The sequence below is a fragment of the Umezawaea sp. genome (assembly GCF_057122925.1).
The window spans coordinates 1-25875 of record NZ_DBNGPQ010000148.1 but is presented as its reverse complement, the minus strand read 5'-3'; the positions used below and the strand labels follow the sequence as shown (position 1 = coordinate 25875).

Sequence of the window (25875 nt, the reverse complement as noted above, 5' to 3'; positions counted from 1 at the left end):
CACACAGGACTGATCGGTGCCACCGCGGTCCGGTCGGGCCCGCCCCGGAGGCATGTCGGTTCCCCCGAGAACCTGCCAGTATTCCGCTGCGGGGGGACACACGGCCTGGGGGCCGCAGCGGTTCCGGTTGTGCTGTCGAGGTCCTCGCCGTCATGTCTGGAGGGGACCGAAGCATGAGATCGAGACGAGTGGCAGGCCCGTTCGCCTGCGTCGTGGCCCTGGTGTGCGCGCTGGTCGGCACGACGGCGCACGCGGAGCCCGCGCCGTCCGCGCCACCGGCGCCGGACGGCCCGGTGGAACTGGTGGAGCTGGGAACCGAGACCACGCGCGTGTTCCAGAACCCGTCGGGGACGCGGACGGTGGAGGAGTTCGTCCGACCGTTCCGCGCGAAGACCGAGGACGGGTGGGAGCCGGTCGACACGACGCTGGTCCGCGACGAGGACGGCACCGTGCGGCCGAGGGCGACGCCCGTGCCGGTGCGGCTCTCGGGCGGCGGTGACGGTGTCATGGCGAGCGTGCGGCGCGACGGCGAGGAGTTGGCGCTGTCCTGGCCGGACGCGCTGCCCGAGCCCGAACTGGACGGTGACACCGCGACCTACCGCGAGGTGCTGCCGGGGGTGGACCTGCTGCTGCGGGCCGACCTGGACGGGTTCTCCCAGGTGCTGGTGGTGCACGACGCGACGGCGGCGGCCAACCCGGCGCTGCGCGAGATCCGCTACGGCACGTCGGTGCGGGGCGTGCGGATCGTGCCCGGCGCGAACGGGTCCACGACGGCCGTGGACGACACGGGGACCGCGGTGTTCGTGTCCGGCACCCCGGTCATGTGGGAGACGCCCGCCGTCGCGAGCGCCCGCGCGGCGAGCGCGGCACCGGAGGTGGAGCAGCTGCCGATCGGGCTGGAGGTCCGCGACGGTGAGCTGGCCGTGCTGCCGGACGCGGCGGTGCTCACGTCGCCGACCACGTCCTTCCCGCTCTACATCGACCCGTCCTACAGCGCGACGCAGTACCGCTGGACGTCGGTGAACTCCTACGAGCCCACCACGTCGTACTGGACGAGCCAGCGCGACAGCGCGCGCGTGGGCTACCAGAGCTACAGCTCTCCCACGTCCCGCTACCGGTCGCTGTTCCAGGTCAACACGGCGCCGTTCGCGGGCGGGCGCGTGCTGAACACGTGGTTCGCCGTCACGCTCGACCACTCCGGGGGGTGCGCCGCGACCCCGGTGGACTTCTGGCACACCAGGGCGATCGACCCGGCCAGCGCGGTCACCTGGAACAACACCACCTCGCACTGGTTGACCAAGCTGGACACCCGGTCGGGCAACGCCAACGAGGCGGGCGGCTGCGGCACCACCCAGCCGGACCTGCCGATGGAGTTCTCCTCGACGGCGCTGAAGACGTTGGTGCAGACCACGGCCACCAACGGGACGGGCACGCTGACGTTCGGCTTCCGCGCGCCCGCCGAGAGCGACAACGACCAGTGGAAGAAGTTCCTCCCCGCGACCGCGCGCCTGGTCGTCGAGTTCAACATCGCGCCGCGCCCGCCGCTGAACTTCACGACGGTGCCGCCGACGCCGTGCGGCACCGCGACCGCGCCGACGGCGCTGAGCACCGCCACTCCCACGTTCTCCGCCATCGCGTCCGATCCGGACAACGACAACGTGCGCGGCCAGCTGGAGGTCCTGGACGGCGACACGGTGCTCAGGACCGTGGACGGGCCGACGATCGCCTCCGGCGGGGCGTTCACCTGGACACCGCTGCCGACCGGGGTGCTGCCCGAGGACCAGCCCGCGAAGGTGTTCAACTACCGCTCCCGGATCTGGGACGCGGGGCTGCCGAGCACCGATTCCCCGCGCTGCTACTTCACGGTGGACCGCTCCCGGCCGGGGCTGCCCACCATCACCTCCGCCGACTTCCCCGACGGCGGACCGGTGCGCGCGGTGGGGGAGCTGGGCACGGTGACGTTCACCCGCGCGGCCGGTGACGTGGACGTCGCCGGGTTCCGGTACGGGTTCCAGCAGGACAAGACGACCATGTGGGTCGCGGCCGACGCGGCGGGCTCGGCCACCGTGCCGGTCACGCTGTGGGACGACTCGTCCGGCGGCACCAAGCCCCTCTACGTCCGCGCGGTCGACCGGGCGGGCAACATCAGCCCGTCCGGTCCGGTGTGGACGCTCACGGCGACGCTGAGGGCGGTGCCGGGCGCGGCGGTGCGCGCGGACACCAACGGCGACCGGCGGGCGGACTTCGCCACGCTGTTCGACCAGGGCGACGGCCGGACCGCGGCGTGGAACTTCCTGTCCACCGGCGGCGGGTTCTCCTCCGGGTACGTCGGCTGGGACACCGACGTGAGCGGCGGTTTCCCGATGTACCGGATCAAGAGCGCGAACGGCGACTTCGACGGCGACGGCCGCTCCGACATCGCCGTGCTGCGCGAGGACCCCGACCGCAGGGTGCGGCTGTTCCTGCTGCGCTCGGACGGCAACCGGTTCGACGCCGAGGGCGAACCGGCGTGGACCGGCGACTACCGGCTGTCCCACCTGCGGCTCGCGGCCGGTGACTTCGACGGCGACGGCGACGACGACCTCGCCGTGTTCCAGGGGCTCACGGGCGCGCAGACCAGGCTGTGGGTGCACCACGCGAGCGGCGGCGGCGGGTTCGCTGCGCCGGTCCAGCAGTGGGACAGCGGGGCGAACGGGCTGGACGTGAACCAGGTGTCGCCCGTCGCGGGCGACTTCGACGGTGACGGTGACGACGACCTCGCGGCGTTCCGCGGCGCCGCGGGCGCGACGACGACCAGGCTGTGGGTGCACGTCTCCCACCGCACGTCCTTCGCCGCACCGGTGCAGCAGTGGGACAGCGGCACCACGGCGTTCGACCGGGCGCGCGCCACGTTCGCGGTGACCGACGTCAACGGCGACGCGGCCGGTCGGGACGAGATCGTCGCCGAGTACGACCGGGGCAACGCCTCCGCGCAGGTGGTGGTGTTCACCGCGGGCACCGGCACGTGGGCCACGTCGGTCGGCTGGGACAGCGGCGCGGCGGGCACGTTCGACGCCGCGAAGACCGTGCTGGCCGCGGGCGACTTCAACGGTGACGGGAAGGGCGACGTCGCGACGCTGTACGACACCGGCGGCGGCAACCGGCAGCTGCACACGTTCCTGTCCACCGGCACGGCGTTCGCGGCCAAGCGCACCGACTGGACCGGCAGGGTCGCCGACGTCGCCGACTCCGTGTACGTCGAGCCCGGCAGGCGCTACCGGCTGCACCCCAGCCACACCGACAAGTGCGCGGGCGTGCCCGCGGGCAACGTGGCCGACGGCGGGGCGGTGCAGCAGCAGGCGTGCGCGGCCGGGGTGGCGAGCCAGCAGTTCGAGCTGCTCCGCATCGGCGCCACGCCGTACTACCGGATCAAGGTCGCCTCGTCCGGCAAGTGCCTGGACATCGGCGGCTACAAGCGGGAGGACAACGTCGCCGTGGCGCAGTGGACGTGCGACTCCTCCGGTGTGCCGCAGGCGAACCAGCAGTTCCGGCTGGACTACGTCAGCGGCTCCGGGATGGACGTGGTGGTGCAGCCCCGGATCGTGCACAGCGACAAGTGCCTGACCGTGGCGGGCGCGGGCACGGGCGACAACGTGGCCGTGGTGCAGCTGACCTGTTCGGGCACCGCGAACCAGCGGTACGTGCTGCGCGTCGAGCCGTAGCGGAAGGGGGTGGCCGCGCCACCGGCGCGACCACCCCCTGACCGGGTGTTCCTGCTCAGCTGAACTCGGGGAAGTCCTCCGCGATCCAGTGGAGGGCTTCCTCCGGCGAGTCGCGGACCGCGTCCTTCAGCCGCTCCAGCAGGTCGAACCTGCCGATCTGCTCCAGCAGCACGGCGAGGGCGCGCAACTCCTCCCACCGCTCGGGGTCGGGGTTCGCGATCTCCCGTGCCGCCAGCTTCTCCAGTTGCGGGTCCCGCATGTCCGGCCGCAGACCGGCCAGGACCCATCTGGCTCGGTTCGCGAACGGCCCCTCGCCGAGCGCCGAGTCGAACAGCTCCGGCAGCAGCGCCCGGACCAGCTCGGGCCGGTCCGGGGCGCGGTCGTGGATCAACCGCAGGGCGGCGTGCTGGCTCAGACCCGAGGCGAACACCGCGCGCAGCACCTCCACCGCGTCGTCACCGCCCAGCAGGGCGTCCGCGGCGCGGTCGTGCTCCGCGGCAGCGCGTTGGAGCGCTTTCCACCTCTTGTCCACCACCGGCTCCCTAGCGCTTGACCTTGCCCTCGTACTTCCAATCTAGGCCCTCCACCTTCGCCTTGTACTCGGCGAACGGCATCTTGCGGGTGGGGTAGATGGTGTGGTGGCCCGGCGGGTTGTCGTCCTTGACCCACTCCAGGCCCTCCGCCAGCTTCGCACCCCTGGGCAGCTTCCACATCTGCTTGACGCTCGTGTGCTGCTTCAGGGCTTCCTCGGAGTCGAACGTGGACTGACCGATGATCGGGTCCTTGCTGGTGCCCTTCTTCTTGTGCTGCGGCAGGACGTTGCCGTCCTCGTCCATCTCGAAGTCCTTACCGGCCCTGTTCGGGTTGACCTGCGGCCCCTGCGTGGTGTTCTTGCCGCTCGCGTAGAGGTCCGGCCGCTCCTTCTTGGGCTCCGGCTGCTTCTTGCGGGCCTTCTTCCGCTCCTTGGCCTTCTCCTTGACCTTCTTCCAGAGCTTCTTGGCCTTGTGCACCACCTTCTTGATGCGCTCGACGTTCTTCTTGCCTATCCACTTCGCTATCTTCTTCTTGGCCGCTTTCCAGATCTTCGACTTGACGATCTTCTTGATGATCTTGGGTATCCAGACCCTGACCATCTTGACCACCAGGACCTTCACGGTCTTGACGACCCAGGTCCACTTGATGCCGACCTTCTTGGCGAGCCACTTGATGCCGGACCAGACCTGCTTGCCGACCCAGCTGCCGACCCGCTTGAGCACCGGCACCACGTACCGCTTGACGACCGGCACCAGCACCTTGGTCACCACGACCCGCGCCACGACCACCCAGAACCGGCCGTCCGGGTCGGAGTAGGTGACCGGGTTGTTGTTGGCGTAGGCGTAGGCGTTGAGCTGCTGGGGTTCGTCGAACGCGATCTCCGGGTCCGTCGTGACGAACCTGCCCCGCACCGGGTCGTAGGCCCGCTCTCCCAACTGGGTCAGGCCGGTCTCGTCGACGGTGCCGCCGACGAAGCCGCGCTGGTTCGGCCACGACGCCGGTGCCGCGCCCCGGACCGAGCCGAACGGGTCGGTCCGCCGCCGCGTCACCGCCTGCGTCTCGGCGTCGATCGACACCTCGGCCGTGCCCACGTGGTTGGGGTCCATCCAGTGCAGCCGGTCGTCGGCGGTGCGCACGGCGACCGTCTCGTCGTCGTGCACGTAGTGCCGCGTGCCCTCCAGCACGTCGGCGGGCGTGAGCAGCACCTCGGTCGTGCCCAGGTACAGCGTGGTACCGCGGCTGTCCTTGCGCAGCAGCCGCTCGCCGTCCGCGTCGTAGGTGTACGACGTGACCTTGGCCCCCTCGGTGACCTTGGTCAGCTGGCCCTCCAGGTCCCACTCCAGGACCTGGTTGGGTGCCGAGCCGATCTTGCGACCGGTCGTGTTGCCGACCGCGTCGTAGCCGAACTCGTCGACCGACGTGCCCGCCGGACCCGTGGTGGTGATCTTCTGCACCGCGTGCGGCCGGGGCTGTCCCGGTGCCGGGTAGGTGTAGGTGCTGGTCGTGGCCGTGCCGTCGGCCGCGACCTTCGTCTCACCGGTCCGGTTGCCCACCTTGTCGTAGGTCCAGTTGTGCCGGTACGGCGCCGGGCCGCCCAGCGCGCTCGTCCCCGGTCCCTTGGCGCAGTCGCCGTCGGCGGGTGTCCACGCGTCGGTCATCCGGCGCAGGTGGTCGCTCCGGAAGCACTGCGTGTCGGCCGGTTCGCCGGTGTCGGCGCCCGGCTGGTTGTGCAGGCGGGTGATGTTGCCCGCCTGGTCGTAGCCGAACGACGTGTTGGCCACGAGGCGGCCCGCGGTCTCCCGCTCGGTGACCGTGCGGGTCAGCCGCCGGGTGCCGATCTCGTACTCGGCGGACCGCTTGACCCACTTGCCGCCCGCGGACAGCGTCACCTGCTGCGGTTCCGAGTACGGCGTGTAGGTGGTGCCGGTGACGTAGCTCGACTTGCCGGACAGCGTGGTCGGCAGGCCGAGGTTGTTGTAGCCGTAGGTCAGGGTCTCCGTCGCCAGACCGCCCGCGGCGGGCATCGTGGTCGTGGCGACGTCGCCGTCCGGGCGGTAGGTGGTGGCGAACTGGTAGGTGCCCGCCAGCTTGCCCTCGGACGCCGGGACGGTGATCTTCACCCCGGTCGGCCGGTTGCCCGCGTCGACGCCCGTGACCTCCTGCTTGAAGGCGTTGCCACCGACGAACCGGGTGGACGACACCGCCACACCGGGCACCGCGGTGCCGTCGGGCAGCGTGTCGTACCCCCACTCCGCGCGCTTCGGGCCGGCCAGCGTCCCCTCGTGCACGGCGGTCCGCCTGCCGATGTCGTCGTAGGCGAACGCCAGCGCCGTGCCCCGCGAGTCCTTCCTCGTCGCGACCTGGTCGCCGTCGTTGTAGGTCGTCTCCAGGACGCCCCGGTCCGGGTCGGTGCTCTTGACCTCCCTGCCCAGCAGGTCGTACTCGTACCGCCAGACGTTGCCCGCCGGGTCGGTCACCGTCTCCAGCTGGCCGTGGGGCGTGTAGGTGTAGGAGGTCTTGTCGTACTCGCCGGTCGGGGAGGACCCCTTGTACTCGCGCAGCTCGGTGAGCCTGCCCTCGGCGTCCATGAACTTGCTCGTCGGCGTGGCGCCCTCGGGCGGGTCCGTGTCGTAGCGGCTGCCCGAGTAGCTGTGGGTGGTCCGCCACCTCTCGACGCCCTCGACCTTGAACACCTCGGCCGTGAGCCGGTCCCTGCCGTCGTACTCGAACACCGTCTGCGCGGGCAGCGCCGCCTCGTCCGGCACCACCACGTCGGTCCCCGGAGGGGCGTCGTTGTAGTAGGGGCCGTTCGTCTTGATCTCCAGGCCGCGCGCGTCGTAGATCGTGTCCGTGACGACGCGCCCGCCGCCGGGCGCCGGGTCCTGGCTCTGCCGCTCCCGCATCCGGCCGTCGAACAGGTCGACGTCGGTCGCGTAGCCGCCGTCGGGTTGCAGCGTGCGGTTGGTGACGGTGTTCGCCCCGTTGGCGCGCACCAGGTAGGCGTGCTCCGTGCTCGGGCTCTGCGACCGGTCGCGGCCCGGCTCCCACGTCTTCACGACGCGGCCCAGCGGGTCGTACGCGGCCTCCGAGCGCTTGCCGTTGGTGTCGACCCTCGCGGTCGGCTCGCCCCACGCCGTCTCGTACTCGGTGTGCGACGCGTGGCCCAGCGCGTTGGTCATCGTCACCTTCGTGACCGGACCGCCGACCGCCGAGACGTAGGTCGTCGTGCTCTTCGCGCCGAACACGTCGGTCACCTCGGTCTCGCGACCGAACTCGTCGTACTTCGCGCGCGCCACCGTCTTGAACGTCGGCTGCCCGTTCGCGAACCCGCTCAGCTCGTCGCGCCGCGTCGGGTCGCCGCGCAGCGGCTGCGCCCCCAGGGTGTCGCTGCCGTCGAAGAACGTGCGCTCGACGTCGACCAGGTCCGCGGGCAGGTTCGGCGTCTTGCCGCACGCGACCGCGACGGTCTCCTCCTGGTACTCCACGTCCAGGACACCCGTGGTAGGGTTGTGCGAGTAGCTGTAGCGGGTGCACGTGTCGTCGTTCGGGTTGGCCAGGTCGTGCAGCTCCTCCGTCCGCTGGAGCAGCCCGGCCGCGTCGTAGACGTTGTTCGTCCCGGTCTTCAGCGTGCCGCCGTCGGGGTGGAACTCCGTCTGCCGCACCGCCGACTCGCCGACCTTGTGCGCCTTGGTCGTGCCCCAGCTGCGCACGCGGGTCGCCGTCGGCGCCGAGACCCACGGGTCCGTGATGGACCGCTCGGTGACCTGGCCGCCCGCCCGGTCGTAGGTGATCCGCTCGCGCTCGGCGCCCGCGAGGTCGTTGCTGTCCTCGACCGCCACTCCGGTGGAGTCGACGACCTTGACGTCCTTCACGCCCCCGGCGGCCGTCCTGTCCTCGTCCATGCCGCGGAAGTAGAGGACCTCGGTCTGCTCGCGCTCACCGCCCACGACGCCCTTGAGCGTGCGGACGCGGTCGTAGCCGCGCCACTGCGACCAGGTCTTGCGCTCGGCCGGGATCAGGCCGTCCTCTTCGTCGTGGTGCCACGCCGGGGTGCCGACGTAGTCCATCTGCGTGACCTCCGGCGCGAGGCCGGTCGTCAGGTCCTTCTCGGTCACGTCGGACACCACGTACTTGTGGAACCAGTCCGTGCGCTCCTTCGACAGGTCGTCGAGCGAGTCGGGCGTCCACTTGAGGGGGTGGCACCGCTTGGCGTTGGTGTCCTGCGCGGGCAGGTTCGACGGTGCCGCGCACTCCTTCGGCAGGTAGTTCACCGCCAGCTCGCCGCCGGTCTCGGACTTGATCGCCTTCATCCGCCACCAGTTCATCGGCGGGATGCCGTCGATGCCGTCCACCCGGTTGGCCAGCTGGAGGCCGTCGAAGTTGACCGGGGGCAGGGTCGCGGTGCCGCCGACGTGACCGGTGCGCTGGATCGACGCGAGCCACATCCCGGCGCGCGTGCCGTCACCGGGCGCGGGGAAGCTGTGCGTCAGCGTCCACGAGTCGACGTCCTTGGGCGCGGTGGAGTTCCACACCTTCGTGGTGATCTTCGCCAGCCGCTTCTGCGTCCAGAACGTCGGCGTGTACTTCGCGCCGCAGTTCGTGGTGCTGGTGCACTGCTGGTCCAACGGTGTGTCTGGCCAGTTCTGCGGCTGCGTCGTGACGCACTGGGTGCCGGGGACGCACCGGTCGGCCACCGTCATCACGACCTGGGCCACGGCGGGCTTGGTGTAGACCTCGCCGTCGCGCTGCCCGTACTCGATCCGCTCCAGGTACCCGTCCCGCACGTAGCCGCTGACCTTGGTGGCGGTCAGGTTGCGGGAGTAGTTGTTGGTCTCGGTCTTGTAGAAGTAGCTCATCGTGCTGCCGTGCGCGTCGACCACGTAGTCGAGGTTCCAGCGCCACGCCTGCGTGCAGTACGACGCGTCGAACGTGCTCTGCCTGCACGGTTCGCCGGTGTGGTTGCCGAAGACCGGGACCGTCCACGCCGAGTTCGTCGCCTGCTCGCCCGAGACCCACCCCGGCAGCTTGTGCAGGCCGAAGAAGTACTGGACGCCGTCCTTGGTCGTGACCTTCCACGACTCGCCGTCGTTGTCCCCGTTGTCCGTGCCGGTGACCCGCTCGATCTTCGAGCCGTCGTCGTTGCGCAGCCGCCACGCGCCGGTCGCGTCGTCGCGCACCAGTTCGCCGCCGCTGCCGTTGAGCGACAGCGTGGCGTTGTCCGTGCGCCAGCACAGGTCGCCGGTCTTCTTGGCGTTGTTGCCGTCCTTGGTGTCGGAGGCGCACCCGGTGTAGCGGCGCTCGATGTAGCCGCCGGGGTTGAAGTCGAAGCCCTCGCCCGCCCAGCTCGGCTGGTTGTTCGTGGCCGAGGTGCGGGCGTCGACGCTGCCCGAGGAGTACGACAGCGTCAGCTCCGGGTCGGGCCCCTCCAGCGCGGGCGGGACGCCCATGTCGTACTGCCAGGTGAAGTCGCCCGAGGACTCCCCGGTCGACCACGTCGACCCTGGGGACAGCGACGACGCCTGGTAGTCGCCCGCCCCCGAGGAGGCCGCCGCGGTGATCGCGAACAGCTGGTTGTCCTCGCCCGGCGCCACGTCCGCCGCCAGGGTGCCGGAGCCGTCGTTGCTCGTCCTCACCGGAATCGCCTGGCAGTCGGCCTCGTCCGGCGACGTCAGCGCGCACTCGGGGAGCACGGCCAGTCGCAGCCGGGTCGCCCAGTCACCCCCGTAGGCGTCGCGGAAGCCGGAGTAGTCGACCTTCACCTCCACCGGCTCGTCCTTCGCCCCGGCGAGCCGGAACACCGGCCCGTCGAGCCGCCGGTCGAGGACCTCGACCCGGACCGCCTTCTCGGTCGCGGCGCGCGCCCGCGCGTCCGCCTTCCTCGTGACCGTGATCGGGCCCGCCGACGCGGACGCCTGCCGTGCGCCCAACCGCGCCTCGGTGGAGGTGGCCGCGGGCCAGGAGATCGCGGGCGATCCCTTGAGCGCCTTGTCCTCCGCGGCATCGGGTTCGTTCGGCCGCACCGCCACCGCTGTGGTCGGGACGGACTTCTCGGTGGACGCCGACCACTCCGGCTCGGCCAGTGCGCTCGGCGGGATCGCTGTGACGAGACCGGCGGCCACCACAGCGGCTATCGCCGCACCGGTCCATCTGCGGGATCTAGGAATCATGCAGTGCCCTCCCACGCATGCTTCACCACTCAGGCATGACTGCCTGGGAGGAATACTCGGGGTGGGAGGGATCCGCAGACACACTTTTCGCCACGGCCTAAAGTTCTTCCGCTCCAACGGGATTCGTGCCCGGATCACCGATCGCGCCGAATGCGTCCGGTCGGCTCAGCGATCGTCCTGATCGGATCCGCAGTCGGTGCAGCGGCCTTGCTCCGACTCCCAGAAGTTGGTTCGTGGTCCCGCAACCACCGCGTCCGGGCGGCGGGAGGGCGGACCGCCCTCCCGCCGGGATCACGACGCGGCGGCGCGCAGGGCCCAGAAGTTCGAGCGGTACTGGTCGTGGACGGACGCCGACTCGATCCGCAGCAGCGTCTCGTCGTTCTCCCGCAGCGCGGCGTTGGAGTAGTTGTGGCTCCCGGTCATGACCCACTTGGAGTCCTTCTTGCCCGCGTACGTCCCCTCGACGAGCAGGTACTTCGAGTGGACCTCGTGGGCGCCCGCGATCTGGTGCAGCACGATGCGGTCGTTGCCGGTGAGGTAGCCCCGGCTGCCGGCGTCGAGGGTGGTGTAGACGACCTCGATCCAGCACTTCTCGTTGGCGAGGTCGCGGAGCTCGCGCGCGATGTCGTCGCGGCTGAAGTACCACATGGCGATCCGGATGACGGTGCGTCCCGTCTCCGTCCCCGTCGAGGTGTTGCCCTCGCAGGTGACGTTCTCGTTCAGCATGTTGTAGATGGTGTCGCTGGTCTCGTCGCTGCCCGCCCTGGGGAAGAAGTAGGCCTTGACGGCGCCCGCGGAGACCGTGCGGTAGTAGTCGCTGTTCTTGACCTTGGCGGCCAGGTCGTCGAAGTAGGCGAGGTAGGCGTTGTACAGCGCGGTGTTGCCCACGGTGGTGACGGCGTTGTTCCACAGCGCCGTGTAGTTGCCGGAGTTGAGGTTCGACGACTGCTGGACGACCACGTTGGACGACCCGAGCGTGGAGGAGAACAGGAAGAACTTGTTGTGCATGATCGGCGTGCCCTTGCTGCCGATGCACGCGGCGTCCTTCGTGCACACCGTGACCCTGCTGCCCAGCGCGCTGATCAACGACTTGGACGGTGCCGTGCCGGAGTCGGAGTGGTCGAGCACCACCCGCACGTCCACGCCCCGGTCGTGCGCGGCGACCAGGTCCGCGGCGACCCCCGCGTCGTTGAAGTGGAACATCGCCATCCGGATGCTCGACCCCGCGGCGGCCCCGTTGATCAACGACCGGTCGTGGTCGACGATCGCCCTCTGCCGCGCGGGGACGGTCGGGTCGTTGAAGATCGCCCCGCCCACCACGGCCGCCGCGGCGGGTTGTGCGGGGACGACCAGCGCCATCACCGCGAGCGTGCTGAACAACAACCTGACAACCCTCATCCGGGCACCTCCTGGGCGTGTCGCGAACCCCTGTACTACACCGGCGACCGGGAGGGACGGCCGACATTTCGCCGTGCTCGAAATAGGGCGTCCGGGATCGGGAGGGCGGTGCCGCCCTACGGGCGCGCGAGCAGGGCCGCGGGGAGCGCTTCGGCGAGCCAGGTCTCGGACTCGTCGAGCGACCAGCCGAGGTCGTCCGTGCGGATGAAGTAGGCCGCGTTGCAGAGGTGCAGCCAGAACAGGTCGGTGGCCCTCGCGACGTCGACGTCCTCGCGCAGCGCGCCCAGGTCCGCGAGCCGCTGGGCGGCGCGGGCGAGGCCGCCGCGCATGCCGGCGTGGGCCACCCGCTGGCTCTCCCGGACGGTCGGCTCCTGCGGCGCGGCGGCGGCGACCTGCCGCATCAGGTCCGACCACTGCTCGAACACGAGCCTGGTGGAGCGGACCACGAACAGGACCAGCTCCCGCGGGTCGTCGATCGACTCCATCGTGGCGAGGACCGCCACGACGTCCTCCGCCGTGGTGCCGGACTCGATCAGCGTGCGCAGCAGCCCGCTCTTGCCGCCGCCGACCGCGTAGACCGTGGCGGGCGCGACCCTGGCCGTCCGGGCGATCTCCTCCACCTTCGCGCCGAAGTACCCCTTGCGGACGAAGAGGTCGCGGGCCGCGTCCAGGATCGCCCGCTGCGTGGCCCTGGCGTACTCGGCCCTCCTGCCCGCGGGGACGGCGTCGTTCGGCGGAGGTGACACGCGGTGGATCTTAACTGCTACGGTGTCATCAGAGTTGACTCTGGCGAACCGACCCTGGTCTGGTGAATCAACCGGAGTCGGTCGCGGAAGGGCTCCGCGGGCGTCCTGACCGCCCGCGCCACCAGCACGACACACCGCGCCGATCGGCGCACGTCACACGGGACTGCCATGCGAATCCTCTTCACCGCGATGCCCTCTGCCGGTCACGTCCTCCCGCTGATGCCGCTCGCGGACGCCGCGACCGCCGCCGGGATCGAGACGGCGGTGCTGACCTCGGGGGAGTTGGCCGCGCTGGTCGCGCCGCTGCCCCTGCTGCCCGCGGGACCGTCCACCGAGGAGATGATCGACAGGACCGTGCGGCTCACCGGGTCCCACCCCGCCCAGCCGGGACCGGGGGCGGTGGAGATGTTCGCCGGGGTGCACGTCGACCTGGCCTTCGACGAGGCCCTGCGCCAGGCCGAGGAGTTCGGGCCGGACCTCGTCGTGTGCGAGGAGTTCGACTTCGTCGGGCCGATGGTCGCCGCCGCGCTGGGCGTCCCGTGGGCCGCGCACGGGATCTCCGGGCCGGTGCCCGAGGTGCTGTGGGCCGCGTTCCGCGACCGCCTGGCCGGGGAGTACCGGAGCCGGTCGCTGACCCCGGTCCCGAGGATCGCGCTGGTCGACCCGTACCCCGACGTCCTGCGGTCGTCCGCCGAACCGCCCGCCGCTGACCGGATCACCATCCGCCCCGTGGCGAACGGGCACGGGCGGGAGCAGGACGCCTGGCGGGGCGTCGAGTCCGACCTCCCGCGCGTCCTCGTCACGGTCGGGACCACGGTGCACGACGACGCCGCCCTGTCCGCGCTCGTCGCGTCCGTCGCCGACGCGGGCTTCACGGTCGTCGTGACGGCACGGCCGGAGCAGCTCTCCGCCGACGTCGACCCGCGCCGCGTGCACGCGGTCGGGTTCGTGCCCCTCGCCGAACTCCTGCCGACCGTCGACCTCGTCGTCACGGCCGGGGGCACCGGCACGCTCCTCGCCGCGCTGTCCCACGGCCTCCCCCTGGTGGTGCGGCCCTTCATCGCCGACCAGCCGTGGAACGCCGCCAGGGTCGCGGACCTGGGCGCGGGCGTCGTCGTCGACGACCCGGCGGACGCGGGAGCCGCCGCCCGCCGGGTCGCGGACGACCCGGCGTACCGGGAGGCGGCCGGGCGGGCGGCGGCGGGCCTGGCGTCGACGAACTCCCCGGAGGAGGCGCTGCGCGGGCTCCTCGCCCTGGTCGGCGCCCCGGCCTGACGGTGGTTCCCGCCCGGCCGGAACGGGTAGTACCCGGACCATGACGGATCTCGGGTGGGTGGGTGTGGTCAGGCACGGTGAGAGCACCGGCAACGTGAAGAGGGAGGAAGCGGAGGCGGCCGGGCTCGACGTCATCGACATCGCCGAGCGGGACGCGGACGTGCCGCTGTCCCCGCTCGGCGAGCAGCAGGCCGCCGCCGTCGGGCGCTGGCTGGCCTCCCTGCCGAGCGGGCGGCGGCCGGACGTGGTCGTGTGCTCGCCCTACCAGAGGGCGCTGAGCACCGCGTGGCTCGCGGTGGACGAGATCGGCTACCAGCCCGTGCGGCTGGTGGACGAGCGGCTGCGCGACCGCGAGCTGGGGGTGCTCGACCTGCTCACCGCGCGCGGGGTCGCCAACCGCCACCCCGACGAGCTGGTCCGCAAGGAACGGCTCGGCAAGTTCTACTACCGGCCTCCCGGCGGCGAGTCGTGGGCCGACGTGGCGCTGCGGCTGCGCTCCCTGCTGGGCGACCTGGAACGGCGCCACCAGGGCGAGCGGGTGCTGCTGTTCGCCCACGAGATGACCGCCTACCTGCTGCGCTACCTGCTGGAGGGCGTGCCGGAGAAGGACCTGCTGGCCCTGGCGCGCAACACCGTGGTCGCCAACGGGTCGGTGACCTCGTGGGTGCGCGAGGGCAGCGGGTTCCGGCTGGAGCACGAACACGCCACCGAGCACCTGCGGGACCGGGGCGTCCAACCGACGGAGAGCGAAGATGCCGAAACCGAATCGGTCTGAACCCACCCCGATCACCTCCGCGCTGCTGCGCGAGTGGACGCTGCCCAGCGACGGGAGCGGCACCGTGCTCGTGGTGGGCGGTGCCCGGCGGGCTCCGGGCGCGGTGCTGCTCAGCGGCATCGCCGCGCTGCGCACCGGCGCCGTCACCCTCCAGCTCGCGGTCGCCGAGCGGCACGCGTCCGGGCTCGGCCTCGCCGTGCCGGAGGCGCTGACCGTCGGCCTGCCCGAGACGGGGAACGGGGCCGTGTCCCGCGACGCCGCGGACGTCCTCGCCGACCTCGTCCCGGACGCGGACGCCGTGGTGGTCGGGCCGGGCCTGACCGACGCCGACGAGACCGGCGCGCTGCTCGACCGGCTGCTGCCGCTGGTCCCCTCCCACGTCCCCGTGGTGCTCGACGCGTTCGCGCTCGGCGCCGTCGGCAACCACCCCGACCTCGCCGCGCCCGTGCACGGCAGGCTGGTGCTGACGCCCAACACCGTGGAGGCCGCCTACCTGCTCGGCCGCCCGGACACCCCCGTCGAGGACCACGTGGACGCGGCCGTGGAGATCGCGGAGCGGCACCGGGCCGTGGTGAGCCTGATGGGCGTGGTCGCCGAACCGGGCGGACGGGTGTGGCGCGACGGGACCGGGCACGTCGGGCTGGCCACGTCGGGCAGCGGCGACGTCCTGGCCGGACTAGTGGGCGGCCTGCTCGCGTGCGCGGTCGACCCGGTCCAGGCGACCTGCTGGGCGGGCCACGCGCACGCGATGGCGGGCCAGCGGCTGGTGCCGAGGACCGGGCTGACCGGGATGCTGGCCCGCGAGCTGCTGGACGAGGTGCCGCTCGTGCTCGTGGAGCTGCGCGTGGGTTAGCGGCACGGTTCGGCCGCGCACAGCCTGGCCATCACCTCCTCCGGGTCGAGTTCCCACCGGATCACCCGCGGGTCGGGGCCGGAGGAGGTGAGGTCGTTGGACGGGTCGAACACGACGGCGTCGACCGGTCCCGTGTGGCCGGTCAGCGTCGCCACGTGCGCCCGGTCGGCGACCCGCCACACCGTGATCAGGCTGTCGTTGGCCGCGGACGCCACGGTCGTGCCGTCCGGGCTGACCGCGACCGACGTGACCTCGCCGCGGCCGGTGACCAGCGTGTGCGGCCCGGCGTCGTCCCACAGCGCGACCTCGCCGCTCGTGTCGCCCACCACCAGGGTGGACGAGCGGGGGACGGCCGCGACCGACTTCACCGCCGGGCCGCCGTCGCGCACGACCGCGACGTCCCCGGACTCCGGGTCCCAGCGCAGCACTCGGCCGTCCGCGCCGCCGGTGGCCAGCGCGGAGCCGACGAACGCCACGCTGTTGACCGGACCGGAGTGGCCCGTCGGCAGCGTCCGGCCCGGCTCCGGCGAGTCGAGGTCCCACACCACCACGGAGGCGTCCTTGCCGCCGGTGGCCACCTGCCTGCCCGACGGGCTCAGCGCCAGGCTCGTGATCGCGCCCTGGTCGCTGTGCCAGGTGCGCACCGGCTGCTCGCCCCGCCACGTGCTCAGCGTGCCCTCCGCGTCCGCGGCCACGAGCAGGCCGTCGGCGCGGAACGCCAGCGCGGTCACGTGCGCGGGCACGTCGATCCGGCCGACCTGCCTGCCCCCGCCGTCCCACAGCAGGATCATGCGGTCCCGCCCGCCGGTCGCCAGGAGCGCGCCGTCGGCGGAGATCGCGATGCCGTCCGGCGGGCTGGTGTGCCCGGTCAGGGGCGGCAGCGGCAGCCGCCACAGGCTCACGTTCTCGTCGCCGCCCGCGACGAGGTGCGAGCCGTCGGGGCTCAGCGCCGCCGCGTAGAACGGGTGCGTGCGGGTGATCAGCCCGGTGAGCCACCCGCCGTCCGGGACCCTCCACCAGCGGATGCTGCCGTCGTCGCTGGTCGACACGAGCTTCGTGCCCGCGGCGTCGAACTGCACCGACCGCACGCCCCCGACGTGCCTGCGCAGACCGGACTTCGCGCCCGTGGCCAGCACCCGCAGCACCACCTGGTGGTCGTCGCCACCGGAGGCGAGGGTGCGGCCGTCGTGGCTCAGCGCGACGGTGCGCACCGCGGCGTCGTGGTCGTCGAACGTCCGCGGCACGCCGTGCTCCACCACCAGGACACCCTTCTCGCCCGCGACCGCGAACACCTCGCCGTCGTCGCTGACCGCGAGGCCGTTGACCTCGCCGAGCTCGTGGACCACCTGGCCCGTCCGCGTCCAGTCCTCGGTGCGCCACACCTCCACCGCGCCGCCTGCCAGCGCCGTCACGGCGGTCCTGCCGTCCGCGGTGAACACCAGGGCCCGCACCCCCGCGTCCATCGTGACGGTCCGGAGCGGCAGGTGCGTGCGGGTGTCCCACAGCACCACGCGGCGGTCGTCACCCGCGGACGCGAGCACCGCGCCACCCGGTTGGAACGCGAGCGCCCGCACCGCGCCGTCGTGCTCGGCCAGCAGGAACGGGGAGTCGACCGACGCGGTGGCGCGCAGCAGCACGGTGTGGTCCTCGCCCGCGGTGGCGAACACCGTGCCGTCCTGGCTGAACGCGACCGCGCGCACCGGCCCCCGGTGGTCCTTCAGCACCGTTCGCGGGGGTTTGTACGCGGCGGTGCTCAGCAGCGCGCCGCGCGCCTCCGCGGTGGGGGAGGTGCGGTACGCGGACACCGCCAGCAGCGCGGCGGCGTCCGGCCACGACGCGCTGAGGTCCTGCGCCTGCACGGCGATCTGGCGCGACTCGGCGACCAGCCGCTGGCGCACGGCGCTGCGCCACTGCACCACGGCCACCGACGCCACCACCAGGCACACCACGGCCAGCGCGGCCAGCGCCTTCACCAGCCCGCGCAGCCTGCGGGCGCTGCGGTGCCCCGCCTCCCGCTCGGCGTTCTCCCCGTCGACGGCGGCCCGCAGGAACTCCCGCTCCAGCTCGTTGGACGACACCGCCCACTCCATCCGGCCCGCCAGCTCCCGCATCGCGGCGAGCCGGGCACCCCGGTACAGCAGCCCCGGATCGCGTCCCGTCGCCCGCCAGGCCGCCGCGGCCGTGGTGAAGTCGCGGTGCAGCCGCAACGACTCCCGGTCCTCGTCGATCCACTCGCGCAGCCGGGGCCACGCGCGCACCACGGCCTCGTGCGCCAGTTCCACGACGCCGTCCGCGACCACGACCAGGCGCGCGTTCGCCAGCACGTTCACCACGTGCGCGGTGTCGGTCGGCTTGCCCGCGGCCAGCACCTCGTCCAGCGGCGCGCGGCGGCGCAGGTCGTTGGCGTCGTCGTAGGTCTGCACCAGCCGCAGCAGCACCGAGCGGGCGACCACCTGACCACGGGGGGACAGCTCGGCGTAGGTGCTCTCGGCGGTGGCGGCCACGGCCCCCGCGACCCCGCCGCTGGCCCGGTAGCCGTCGAGCGTGAGCGTGCCGCGCTCACGCCGCCTCCACGTCTCCAGCAGCGCGTGCGAGAGCAGCGGCAGCCCGCCCGGTCTACCGCGCACGTCGGCCAGCGCCGCGGCGAGCATGTCCGGCTGCACCTTCAGCCCCGCCCGCACGGCGGGCTGCTCGACGGCCGCGCGCAGGTCGTCGTCGGTCATCGGCCCGACCAGAACCTGCCCGTCCCGCAGCGCCTCCACGAGCGCGGGCAGCGCGGCGCAGTGGCCGAGGAAGTCCGCGCGCACGGCCAGCACGAGCCGGTGGTCGCCGTCGAGCAGCGAGGCCACGAACGCCTCCCGCTCGGCGGCGCTGTCGACGTGCGTGAACAGCTCCTCGAACTGGTCGACCACGACGAGGTCCGCCGTGCCGCCCCGCCACGTCGTCGGCGTGGTGGTCAGCACCTCCCAGTCGTCCACCGCGGGCAGCAGACCCGCGTGGATCACCGAGGACTTGCCCGACCCGGACGGCCCGAACACCCCGACCACGCGCTTCCCCCGGACCCGGTCGACCAGTTCGGCGACCAGCTCCTCCCGGCCGAAGAACCGCTCGGCGTCGCGCTGCCCGAACGGTGTCAACCCTAGGTAGGGAGGGAAGTCGTCCCCCTCGCCCGTGGCGGCCTGCCGCCAGCGCTCCTCCCACTCGGCCGCGTCGCCGTCGCACGCCCGGACGTAGGCGAGCGCCACGGCAAGCGACGGCAGGTGCTCACCACCCGCGGCCTCGCTCAACGCCGTGGCGGAGTAGTGCGCGCGCTGGGCCAGCGACCGGTAGCTCGGCGAGCCCGCCTCCGCCCGCAACCGCCGCAGCTCCCACGCGAACCGCTGCACGGGACCGCTGTCGGGGTCGATGGAACGCTCTCGTCTGCCCACAGGACTCCTCGTCGCTTTGAACTCTTTTGATTGACCAGCTCCCGCGCGGGCTGCTGATCAATCCCGTTCGCCCTAGACCTTGTGGGGCGAAGGACGAGCGGGAGTGATCATGGGCAAACGTTGGAGCACGCTAGTTCTACTGGTCTGCACGTACGCGGTGGCCGCGGCGTTGCCGGTGCGGGCCGAGGAGGTGGACGACCTCATCCGCAGCAGGCCGGTGGAGGCCTTCTCGCTGACACCGGACTGGAGCCTGGAGGCCTACGCGGAGAACCTGGAGACCGCGCTCGGCACCACCAGGTCGGTCGCGGCGGTGCTCGGCGACGCGAACCGCCCGCTGGAGACCTGTTCGGGCACGCAGCAGCAGGCGCTCCCGGAGCACTACGCCCGCACGGACCACCCGCTGACCTCGGGGCAGATCCTGCACAGCAGCGACCGGTTCTGCTGGGACGACGGCGACAGCGAGGTCACCTACTGGCAGCCGCAGGGCATCACCGGCTCGTCCGACGCCGACGACGACGGCCTGTGGGGCGAGAACCGCGTCATGCTCGTCAGCTGGCACTACGACCTGACGGGGCCGGACAAGGGCGTGCGGGTGTCGTTCCTCGACGTGGCGAACCGCAGGTACCGGCACGTGCTGCTCGTCGAGCCGACGAGGACGACGACGCCGAACTACACGGCGGTGCCGATCCACGCGGGCGGACTGGCCTGGCTCGGCCACCACCTGTACGTCGCCGACACGTCGGGCGGGCTGCGGGTGTTCGACGTCAACCGCGTCCTGGAGGTCTCCGACGCGCAGGACGTGATCGGCAGGAGCGGCAGCGCCTACTACGCCCACGGCTACAAGTACGTGCTGCCCCAGGTGGGCGCGTACAAGCAGGCCGTCCAGACCCCGTGCACGCCCAGCGCGACGCAGCTCTGCTTCTCGTCGCTGTCGCTGGACCGCAGCACCACGCCGGACACGCTCGTCGTCGGCGAGTACCGCGACCAGCGCAGCACGGACGCCGCGGTGGACGGTGGCCGCGTGGTCCGCTACCGGGTCGACGCGACCACCCGGCTGCCGGTGCTGACCAACGGCAAGGCCGTCGCCCAGGACGCGGTGACCTCGCCGCGCAGCAACGTGCAGGGCGTGCAGACCTGGAACGGGCGCTACCACCTCGGCCGCAGCTCCAACCGGCAGCACAGCTGGATGTACTCCGGCACGACCGGCGGGGCGACCACCACCAACAGCTGGGCCGTCGGCGGCGAGGACCTCTACCACGAGCACGGACCCGGCACCACCGCCGGGAAGCTGTGGACCGTCACCGAGCACGCGTGGTCCGCCGACGGCGGCACGTTCGTCGACAAGCGCGCGATCTTCGCCGTCCCGCTCACCGACGTCGACTGAAACCCCGGCAAGCACAACCGGAAGGCAGCCATGCGCAAGATCGTGCTGGCCCTGTCCCTGGCGTTCGCGGCCGTCACAGGTATCGCGTTGCCCGGCACGGCTTTGGCCATCGAGTACGAGATCGACGACGGGGTCCTCGGCACACCGCCGTCGGACGAGGTGTTGCAGTGCGACGTCCCCAGGCCCGCGGTCTACGTCTGCTTCGAGCCCAGCGGCGACCGCTGGTGGGTGCTCGACTCGGACTCCGACGGCAAGTCGGCCATCGTGGACTGGGAGAACTTCCGCGGCGGTTCCCTCTACCGCAACGGCCGCTGCGTCAACAGCCACGGCTCGGGCACGTGGGCCTCGTGCAACAAGAACTACTACGAGGACAGCACCCTGAACGGCCGCCAGGGCGTCTGGAACCGCAGCGTCGGCTCCTGGCCGGACTACTACGGCTGGTTCAAGTACATGTGACCGCCGCCCCACCCGCTCGCCGACACCGGGCGAGCCACCCAGACCCGTCCCTCGCGGAGGGGCGAAGTCAGCACAACGGGAAGGTTCTCATGCGCAAGATCGTGTTGGCCCTGTCGATGGCCGTCGCGGCCGTCCTGGGGCTTCTGGCACCGGGTACGGCGATGGCCGCCGAGTACGAGACCGACTACGCGGTGGCGGGCAGCCTGCCGCTGGGCGAGCTGCTGGCGTGCGACGACCTCCGGGTGGGGGTCCAGGTCTGCCTTGAGCTGAGCGGCGACCGCTGGTGGGTGCTCGACAACGACTCCGACGGCAAGTCGGCCGTCGTGGACTGGGAGAACTACCGCGGCGGCTCCCTCTACCGCGAGGGCCGCTGCGTCAACAGCCACGGCCTCGGCGTGTGGGCGTCGTGCAACAAGAACTACTACGAGGACAGCACCGTGCGGGGTCGCGCGGGCGTCTGGAACCGCAGCACCGGCGCTTCCCCGGACTACGCCAACTGGGTCTGGTTCATGTAGGCGGGTCCTCCACCACCGATCGTCCGGTCCGCCGCACACCCGCGGCGGACCGGTCCCGCCCTCGCTGAGGAGCGGTTCTGCACAACGGGAAGGTTCTCATGCGCAAGATCGTGTTGGCCCTGTCGATGGCCGTCGCGGCCGTCCTGGGGCTGTTGGCACCGGGTACGGCGATGGCCGCCGAGTACGAGACCGACTACGCCGTCGTGGGCACACCGCCCACGGGCGAGCGGTTGAGGTGCGACGACGACCTGTTCGCGGTCACGGTCTGCCTGGAGGTGAGCGGCGACCGGTGGTGGGTGCTGGACAACAAGTCCGACGGCGCGTCGGCCGTCGTGGAGTGGGAGAACGTGCGCAACGCCTCGCTCTACCGCAAGGGCATCTGCATCAACAGCCACGGCCTCGGCGTGTGGGCGTCGTGCAACAAGAACTACTACGAGGACAGCGCCCTGTTCGGCCGCGCGGGCACCTGGAACCGCAGCTCCGGCGCCCAGCCGGAGTACACGGACTGGTTCACGTTCATGTGACCGGATGCCCCGCGCGTTCGTCGGGAGGTTCTCGTGCGCACGGTCGTGGCGGCCCCGTCGACGCCCGTCGCGGCCGTCAGGGGCCGTCGGCACCGGGTACGGCGGTGGCCGCCGAGTACGTGACCGGGACGTCGTCGACCGCGACGGGCGAGCTCCGCTGACGGTCCCGGCCCGCCGCTCGCACGCGGCGGGCCGGGACCTCCGCGTCGGGTCAGCCCGCCAGCGCCGTTCCGGTCGGGTCGAAGGTCTTCGCGGTGGTCGGGCCGTCGGGTCCCGGAGCGCCGGGGCAGCCGTCGTCGATCCGACCGGTGGTGAAGTAGCGGACCAGGTCGGCGGCGCACTCGGGGACGCGCAGCACCGAGCCGTGGACGTCGTCCTCGACGGTGTAGGTCCTGCCGCCGACCTCCGCCCGCATCCACGCGGTCCACTCGAAGACCGACACGACCTCGTGGCGGTGCCCGGCCAGCACCAGCGAACCGGAGCCGTGGCGCAGCCGGTGCTCGCGCACGGGCAGCGGCCACCCGGCGCACCCGGCCGAGAAGTCGAGGGAGCGTCCGGTCACCGGGTTGTCGGCCAGGCGCTCCTGGAACGCCGCCCAGGCGCGCTCGAAGTCGAGCCTGCTCGGGTCCTCGTTGCAGAGGGTCGCACGGCCCATCGTGCGGTTGTTCAGCTCGGGCGCGCCCGGTGGCGGCGGCTGGCTGGGCGGGCCCACGACGACGTCCTTGAACGTCGGCGGCGCGGTCGGGCCGGTCGACTCGCGCAGCTCCTTGAGCACGGTGCCCACCAGCGGCCAGACCTCCGAGGGCTGCACGGCGCTCACGGCGATGATCGAGCCGTCGACCGGCATCGGGACGTCGGTGTAGCGCCGGGGGTGGGCGTCGAAGTCCGCGATCAGGGCCAGGACGGTGGCGCGCACCCGCTCGGGTGTGGAGCCCAGGCCGTAGGCGTCGTCGTGCTGGGCCAGCCAGGCGAACTGCCGGGCGGAGCTGCGTTCGGCGGCCATCGCGCGGTCGTCCTCGAAGGTGTCCAGCCGGAAGCGCGGCGGTGCCACGCTGTCCAGGAACACCCGGCCCGCCGCGGCGGGGAACGCGCTGCGGTAGACCGCGCCCAGCCACGTCCCCCAGGACACACCGAGGAGGTTCAGCCTCGGCTCGCGCAGGGCGGCTCGAACCACGTCGAGGTCGCGGGCCACGTTCTCCGTGGTGAGCTGCCCGAGGAACGCGGGATCGCTGTCACCGCAGGCCTTGTTGGCCGCCGCCTGGAGGTCGAACACGGCCTTCGCCGCCTCCCTGGTGATCGGCCCCGGCGCGGGCTCCTGCCCACCGGGGCCGGGCGGCGCGCAGTCCACCTTGGTGCTGTTGCCGACACCGCGCGGGTCGAAGCCGATCAGGTCGTACCGCTCGCCGAGCCGCCTGGTCTCGTCGTTCTCCAGGCCGACCTGGACGCCCATCAGGTACCCGCTGCCGCCCGGCCCGCCGGGGTTGAGCGCGAGGCTGCCCAGCCTGTGCTCCTGGTCGGTGGCCCTGAGCCGCGTGATCGCCACGTCGATCCGCCTGCCGCGGGGCGAGCCGTGGTCGAGCGGGACACCGACCGTGCCGCACTCCAGCCTGGCCAGCTGGGCCCGGACCTCCGGCAGCCTCTCGTCGGGGACGCCGAGGCCGCGCAGCACGTCGTCGGAGTACGCCGGACAGGTCCGCCAGGCGACCTGCGGCGTCGTCCCGGACGCGTGGGCCGGGACGACGGCCAGCGACGTCAGCGCGGCGGCGGCCACCACCGCCGCGAAACCCTTGCGTGTCAACACTTGTCGTCTCATGCGGTCAAGGCTGGCACCGACGTGGGCCGGTCCGCGTCCGTCCGCGTTCGCACGGTGGCGTCTGCCGCGCGGGGTGGTCGGGGCGGCCGATATACCTCTCGCGACGGACGCGGGCCGACCCGAGCGGGTCCTACGCTCGCGGGTCATGACGCAGCGGCTGGGGGAGTGGGCGCGGTCGTCCGCGGTGCGGGACGCGGCGCTCGCGGTGGTGCTGCTGGCGGCGAGCCTGCTGGTGAACGGCGTCGAGGTCGCGGACGGTCCCGTCGACCCGGTGGTGTGGTGGACGGCGACGGGGTTGGCGGCGGCGGCGGTCGCGGTGCGCGGCCGGTGGCCGGTGGCCATGACGGCGGTCGCGGCGGTGGCCGTCACGACGCACCTGCTGGTGCGTGCGCCGATCACCCCGGTCGACCTGAGCGTGCTCGTCCTCCTGGGCACGGTCGCGCTGCGGCACCGGCGCGCCGTGTCGCTCGTGGTGCTGGGCTGCCTGGTGCTGGTGGCCACCGGGTGGTTCGGGTCCGCCGCGCTGTCCGCCCGGCCCGCACCGGGGCCCGCACCGGGGCCCGCCGAGCCCCGTCCCGTCCCGCCCGTCCTCCTGCCGGAGCCGCCTCCGTCCGCCGGGGAGGGCTCCTGGGACACCGCGCGCGACGAGCTGACCGTGTTCGTCTCCGCTCTGGTCGCGGCGTGGGCCGTCGGGTCGGCCTCCCGCAGCAGGCGGGCGCACCTCGACGAACTCCGGGCGCGGGCGCGGGAACTCGAACGGGACCGCGACCTCCAGGCGGCGTTCGCGGTGGCGGCCGAGCGGGGGCGGATCAGCCGCGAGCTGCACGACGTGGTGGCGCACGGGCTGTCGGTGATGGTGATCCAGGCGCAGGGCGGGGCCGCCGCGCTGGACAACCGCCCCGCCGACACCCGCTCCGCGCTCGACGCCATCGTCCGCACGGGCCGAGAGTCGCTGGCCGACATGCGCCGGGCGCTGGCGGCGGTGGGCGCGGTCGACGACACCCGGCACCCGAGGCCGGGGCTGGCGCAGCTCGGCGCGCTGGTCGAGCAGGTGCGGACGGCGGGCACGCCGGTGGCGCTCCGCGTCGAGGGGACGACCGTGCCGCTGCCGTCCACGGTGGACCTGTCGGCGTACCGGATCGTGCAGGAGGCGTTGACCAACACCATGAAGCACGCGGGCAGGGGCGCGAAGGCGGAGGTCGTGCTGTCCTACACGGGGGCGGAGATCGGGATCAGGGTGAGCGACGACGGGCGCGGCGCGGGCGAGGGCGCCCGCGGCGGCCACGGGCTGAGCGGGATGCGCGAGCGCGTGCGGCTGCTCGGCGGTCACCTCGTCGCCGAACCCGGCCCCGGCGGCGGGTTCGCGGTGCGCGCCGCCCTGCCGATCCGGGGGAGCGGGTCGTGATCCGGGTGCTGATCGCCGACGACCAGGCCCTGGTGCGCACCGGGTTCCGGATGATCCTGGAGAACGCCGGGGACGTGCGGGTCGTCGGCGAGGCCGCGGACGGCGCCGAGGCCGCCGAGCTGGCGTCGGCGCTGCGGCCGGACGTCGTGCTCATGGACGTGCGGATGCCCGAGGTCGACGGTGTCGACGCGACCCGCCGCATCTGCTCGGGCGACACCGGCACGCGGGTGCTGATGCTCACGACGTTCGACCTCGACGAGCACGTCTACGCCGCCGTCCAGGCGGGCGCGAGCGGGTTCCTGCTCAAGGACACCCTCGCCGCCGACCTGCTGTCGGCCGTCCGCGTGGTCGCCCGCGGCGACGCCTGCGTGGCGCCGAGCGTGACCCGCAGGCTCCTCGAACGCCACGTCGGCACGGCCTCCCCGCCCGCCGCCGCGGCCCTGGACGTGCTGACCGAGCGCGAGCGCGAGGTGCTCGGCCTCATCGCCCGCGGCCTGTCCAACAGCGAGATCGCGGTCCACCTGTTCCTGGCGGAGGGCACCGTCAAGACGCACGTGAGCCGGGTGCTGGCCAAGCTCGGCCTGCGCGACCGCGTGCAGGCCGTCGTGCACGCCTACGAGTGCGGCCTGGTCCGCGCCGGGACGCACTAGTGGCTGGGTGAGGTTCGGACCCTGGTCCGCTGCGGGTGATCAGCCGCGGGCCACGCAGGGTCCGGAGGACACGGGCACGTCTGCCGGTCGGGAGCGTGCCGATCCTCCGGCGCCGCCGTGAGGGTCGCACGAAGGCGGCCGGTCTCGGTCGATCCCGCGCTCTCCCCACCACGCAACGCCGTCGAACGCCGCTTCCGGAGAACCAGGACGTGGCGAGGCCCGGCCACACGACAGGACGAGTCACCAGAGAG

16 protein-coding genes are annotated in these 25875 nt (G+C 72.6%); 10 read left to right on the top strand and 6 right to left on the bottom strand.

The window, feature by feature from the left end:
- Positions 1-173 precede the first annotated feature (173 nt).
- Complete coding sequence (locus tag AC156L_RS33680) at positions 174-3701, top strand: RICIN domain-containing protein (protein ID WP_330879279.1); 3528 nt, start codon at positions 174-176, stop codon at positions 3699-3701.
- A 55-nt stretch (positions 3702-3756) separates the two neighbouring features.
- Here AC156L_RS33680 and AC156L_RS33675 read toward each other — a convergent pair whose 3' ends face one another.
- The 4 genes from AC156L_RS33675 to AC156L_RS33660 form a co-directional block, all read right to left on the bottom strand.
- A complete protein-coding gene (locus AC156L_RS33675; RefSeq protein WP_330879278.1) occupies positions 3757-4233 on the bottom strand; it encodes a hypothetical protein in 477 nt (158 codons plus the stop codon).
- Positions 4234-4243: 10 nt separating this feature from the next.
- The gene (locus AC156L_RS33670) at positions 4244-10402 is read right to left on the bottom strand and encodes an RHS repeat domain-containing protein (protein ID WP_330879277.1); all 6159 of its coding nucleotides are present in this window, start codon (positions 10400-10402) and stop codon (positions 4244-4246) included.
- A 291-nt stretch (positions 10403-10693) separates the two neighbouring features.
- Positions 10694-11800 (bottom strand): phospholipase D-like domain-containing protein, encoded by a 1107-nt coding sequence (locus AC156L_RS33665; protein ID WP_330879276.1) that lies wholly within the window; start codon positions 11798-11800, stop codon positions 10694-10696.
- Positions 11801-11916: 116 nt separating this feature from the next.
- Positions 11917-12546, bottom strand: a complete 630-nt coding sequence (locus AC156L_RS33660) for a TetR/AcrR family transcriptional regulator (protein ID WP_330879275.1) — start codon at positions 12544-12546, stop codon at positions 11917-11919.
- A gap of 168 nt (positions 12547-12714) precedes the next feature.
- Between AC156L_RS33660 and AC156L_RS33655 the strand changes: the two genes are divergently transcribed.
- From AC156L_RS33655 to AC156L_RS33645, 3 genes are read left to right on the top strand one after another with little or no spacing between them, the layout of a single operon-like run.
- A complete protein-coding gene (locus AC156L_RS33655; RefSeq protein ID WP_330879274.1) occupies positions 12715-13821 on the top strand; it encodes a glycosyltransferase in 1107 nt (368 codons plus the stop codon).
- A 40-nt stretch (positions 13822-13861) separates the two neighbouring features.
- The gene (locus AC156L_RS33650; protein WP_330879273.1) at positions 13862-14596 is read left to right on the top strand and encodes a histidine phosphatase family protein; all 735 of its coding nucleotides are present in this window, start codon (positions 13862-13864) and stop codon (positions 14594-14596) included.
- Positions 14574-15449: an NAD(P)H-hydrate dehydratase gene (locus AC156L_RS33645; RefSeq protein ID WP_330879272.1), complete on the top strand. Its 876-nt coding sequence runs from the start codon at positions 14574-14576 to the stop codon at positions 15447-15449. Before AC156L_RS33650 ends, AC156L_RS33645 begins: the two co-directional genes overlap by 23 nt.
- Here AC156L_RS33645 and AC156L_RS33640 read toward each other — a convergent pair.
- Positions 15446-18877 carry an nSTAND1 domain-containing NTPase gene (locus tag AC156L_RS33640; protein ID WP_330879271.1) on the bottom strand — a complete coding sequence of 1144 codons (3432 nt, stop codon included), beginning with the start codon at positions 18875-18877 and terminating at the stop codon, positions 15446-15448. The genes AC156L_RS33645 and AC156L_RS33640 overlap by 4 nt on opposite strands.
- A 109-nt stretch (positions 18878-18986) precedes the next feature.
- On the opposite strand from AC156L_RS33640, the gene AC156L_RS33635 reads away from it, so the two are divergent.
- From AC156L_RS33635 to AC156L_RS33620, 4 genes are all read left to right on the top strand, one after another.
- The gene (locus tag AC156L_RS33635; protein ID WP_484407602.1) at positions 18987-20261 is read left to right on the top strand and encodes a hypothetical protein; all 1275 of its coding nucleotides are present in this window, start codon (positions 18987-18989) and stop codon (positions 20259-20261) included.
- Between the two features lie 30 nt (positions 20262-20291).
- Positions 20292-20717 carry a hypothetical protein gene (locus AC156L_RS33630; RefSeq protein WP_330879269.1) on the top strand — a complete coding sequence of 142 codons (426 nt, stop codon included), beginning with the start codon at positions 20292-20294 and terminating at the stop codon, positions 20715-20717.
- Positions 20718-20806: 89 nt separating this feature from the next.
- A complete protein-coding gene (locus tag AC156L_RS33625) occupies positions 20807-21232 on the top strand; it encodes a hypothetical protein (RefSeq protein ID WP_484407601.1) in 426 nt (141 codons plus the stop codon).
- A gap of 98 nt (positions 21233-21330) precedes the next feature.
- Entirely contained in the window at positions 21331-21756 is a 426-nt protein-coding gene (locus AC156L_RS33620) for a hypothetical protein (RefSeq protein ID WP_330879267.1), read from the top strand.
- A 211-nt stretch (positions 21757-21967) separates the two neighbouring features.
- Here AC156L_RS33620 and AC156L_RS33615 read toward each other — a convergent pair whose 3' ends face one another.
- Entirely contained in the window at positions 21968-23569 is a 1602-nt protein-coding gene (locus tag AC156L_RS33615) for an alpha/beta fold hydrolase (RefSeq protein ID WP_330879266.1), read from the bottom strand.
- A gap of 145 nt (positions 23570-23714) precedes the next feature.
- Here AC156L_RS33615 and AC156L_RS33610 point away from each other — a divergent pair, with 145 nt between their 5' ends.
- Together AC156L_RS33610 and AC156L_RS33605 are read left to right on the top strand one after the other, a co-directional pair.
- Entirely contained in the window at positions 23715-24974 is a 1260-nt protein-coding gene (locus AC156L_RS33610) for a sensor histidine kinase (RefSeq protein WP_330879265.1), read from the top strand.
- Positions 24971-25624 (top strand): response regulator transcription factor, encoded by a 654-nt coding sequence (locus tag AC156L_RS33605; RefSeq protein ID WP_330879264.1) that lies wholly within the window; start codon positions 24971-24973, stop codon positions 25622-25624. The genes AC156L_RS33610 and AC156L_RS33605 overlap by 4 nt, the downstream gene beginning before the upstream one ends.
- Positions 25625-25875: the final 251 nt, after the last annotated feature.